General features: G+C 57.9%; 2 protein-coding genes and 1 pseudogene. All 3 read left to right on the top strand.

Going from position 1 to position 2729, the window contains the following annotated elements:
* The first annotated feature begins 296 nt into the window (after positions 1-296).
* The 3 genes and pseudogenes from tnpA to tnpC all read left to right on the top strand — a co-directional run bounded on the left by tnpA (position 297) and on the right by tnpC (position 2635).
* Positions 297-626 (top strand): IS66 family insertion sequence element accessory protein TnpA, encoded by a 330-nt coding sequence (tnpA, locus tag M7F93_RS11610; protein ID WP_298173689.1) that lies wholly within the window; start codon positions 297-299, stop codon positions 624-626.
* On the top strand, positions 617-964 hold the full coding sequence (gene tnpB / locus M7F93_RS11605) for an IS66 family insertion sequence element accessory protein TnpB (RefSeq protein WP_257482185.1): 348 nt from the start codon (positions 617-619) through the stop codon (positions 962-964). Before tnpA ends, tnpB begins: the two co-directional genes overlap by 10 nt.
* A 49-nt stretch (positions 965-1013) precedes the next feature.
* Positions 1014-2635 (top strand): annotated as a pseudogene (gene tnpC / locus M7F93_RS11600) (IS66 family transposase).
* The last annotated feature ends 94 nt before the right edge of the window (positions 2636-2729 follow it).

The following is a 2729-nucleotide window of genomic DNA, read 5'->3' as shown; positions in this document are numbered from 1 at the left end:
ATCTGTGCAGTTCTCTCGGATGTGGGTGTGATCAGACGAGGTTGTCGTCAGATACCCTTTTAGTGGAGTCTGGTCAGATTTGCGACAAAGTTTGTCTGGCACCGCTGGTTTGATGAGATACGGATATGTAAGTAGGTAACAAAGCGTACAAGATGTTCAGTCTATTACGTGATGTTAAAACATAACCACATGATAATATTATAGTTGTTTTTTGGAAGTAAGCGCTTAGGCAACCCACCTTCCCAAACTTTATGACCTGACCGATCCTGACCCGCATACAGCGAGGAGGGGTGGATATGACGAAGAACGAGAAGACCGCTTATTGGCGGCAACAAGTAGACGGATTTCAGGCGAGCGGTCTTTCCGTCAAGAATTACTGTGCGCAGGAAGGGATCGCCGTAGCTACGCTGCATTACTGGCGCAAGCGCTTTGCCGATGCGGTAGAACCGCGGCCGATGGTCCATGGAACCGAAGGGTTTTTGCCAGTCACTCTGGCACCGATCCGGCCGTCTGTTTCGCCGGTAGAGATTATGCTGTTGTCGGGTCGCCGCCTGAAACTGACGGGGCCGATGGATACCGGCTGGTTGCACACCTTGGTGCGCGTCCTCGAAAGCCCATGTGGTTGAGTCCGGGCAGCCGCATCTGGCTGGCGGCAGCACCCGTGGATATGCGGCTGGGCTTTGATGGTCTGGCGGCCAAGGTGCAGGGGGTACTGGCTGCAGATCCTTTTTGCGGTCATGCTTTTGTTTTTCGCAACCGCCGCGGCGATCGACTGAAACTGTTGCTCTGGGATGGTCTGGGCTTTTGGCTCTTGTACCGCCGCCTGGATCAGGGGCGACTGCATTGGCCCAAAGCCGATACGGGTGCCGTAGAGCTGTCGGCCGCGCAGTGGGCGATGCTGGTGGAGGGGCGGCCGTGGACCCCGTTGCCGACCCTTGAAAAATGCACGCCTACACTGCTGTAAGTGACTGAAATTGCTTGTATAAATACCCAATTTCTGGTACTATTTTCCCATGGTTTCAACGACTCCAATGCCCCTTCCCACCAGCCCGGACGCCCTGCGCGATCTGGTGCTGAGCCTGCTGCAGAAACAGCAAGAGAAGGAGGCAGAGTTCACTTCCAGGTTCGCCGAACAGGAGCAGGCGATCATCCCCGCGACGAGACCATCGCCCGCCTGGAACACCCTGGCCAAGCTGCGGCGCTGGCGATTTGGCCGCCGTTCCGAACAACTCTCCAAGGACCAGATCTCCCTCTGGCAGGAAGCCCTGGATACGGAGATCGCCGTCATTGAAAGCACACTGGAAGCCGCTCTGGAAGAAAGCGCTGTGGTGACCGCCGCCAGTCCAGCGGCAACAGATTCCGTCGCACGACCTGCACGTCCTCCCCGCCGCCACCCTGGCCGCATGAAGCTGCCCGACACCTTGCCCCGGGTGGAAGTGCATCACGATCCTCTGACCTGCACCTGCGGGCAGTGCGGCGGCCTCCTGGAAACCGTCGGGGAAGAGATCAGCGAAAAGCTGGATTATATCCCCGGACGCTTCCAGGTGATTCGCCATATCCGCCCCAAACTGGCCTGCCGTCCCTGTGGCACCATCGAAAGCCCGGCATTACCGGCACAGGTGATCGACAAGGGCTTGCCCACGGCGCGCCTGATGGCCCATGTGATGACGGCGAAACATGTGGATCATCTGCCTTTATATCGGCAGGAAACCCAGTACCTGCGGGCGGGCGTACCGATCTCCCGCGCCACCCTCTGCAGCTGGCTGGGTCAGGGGGAGTACTGGATCAGCATGCTCGCTGAGGCCTGCAAAATGGCTTTGCTGGAGGGCACCATCCTGCACGCCGACGAGACCCCCTTACCGGTGCTCCATCCCGGTAGCGGCAAGACGGACAAGGCCTATCTCTGGGTGTATCGCAGTCAGGCGGATGCCCCGCATCCCATCGTGGCCTTTGATTATGCTCCGGACCGTAAGGGCATCCACGCGCAAAACTTCCTGGGCGACTGGAAAGGCATCCTCCAGACCGATGACTATGGGGGTATGATGCCCTCTACCGAAAGGAGCAGATCATTGAAGCCGGGTGCTGGGCGCATGTGCGTCGCCACTTCTATGACGTGGAACAGCGAGGCCCGAGTCCGGTGGCGCAGAAGGCGCTGGCCTGGATCACCAAACTCTATGGCATTGAGGCGGACATCAAAGCCTCCCCGCCCGATCAAAAAGCCGAAGCCCGCCAGCAACGGGCCGGCCCCCTGCTGGAATCCTTCCGCGCCTGGCTCAGCGAAACCCAGATGCAGGTGGCGCCTAAAAGTGGCATCGCCAAAGCCATCGGCTACGCTCTGAAGCGTTGGAAGGCCCTCACCCTCTATCTCGAAGAAGGTCGACTCAGCATCGACAATAATCCGGTGGAGCGGGCGCTGCGGGGCGTTGCGATTGGTCGCAAGAATTTTTTATTTGTTGGGAATGATGCCGGTGGGGAACGGGCGGCGTCCTTCTACAGCATCATCGAAACCTGCAAGCTTAACGGCGTCGAGCCCTTCGCGTACCTCTGCGACGTACTCGAAAAATTACCTACCTGGCCCAACAAACGGCTCCACGAACTCTTGCCGTGGAACTGGAAAAAAACCGCATTACCCTGATCGGTGCCAACCCGCAAGGGTGGGTTGCTTAAACGCTTACGATCGACATACCAGAAGAATCTTATTGATCCCATAAGTAAAATAGTATTGGTAA

The sequence above is a fragment of the Acidithiobacillus sp. genome (assembly GCF_027322205.1).
Lineage (GTDB): Bacteria > Pseudomonadota > Gammaproteobacteria > Acidithiobacillales > Acidithiobacillaceae > Acidithiobacillus.
Note: the sequence above shows the minus strand (reverse complement) of the source record. Positions and strands in the feature narration are given on the sequence as shown.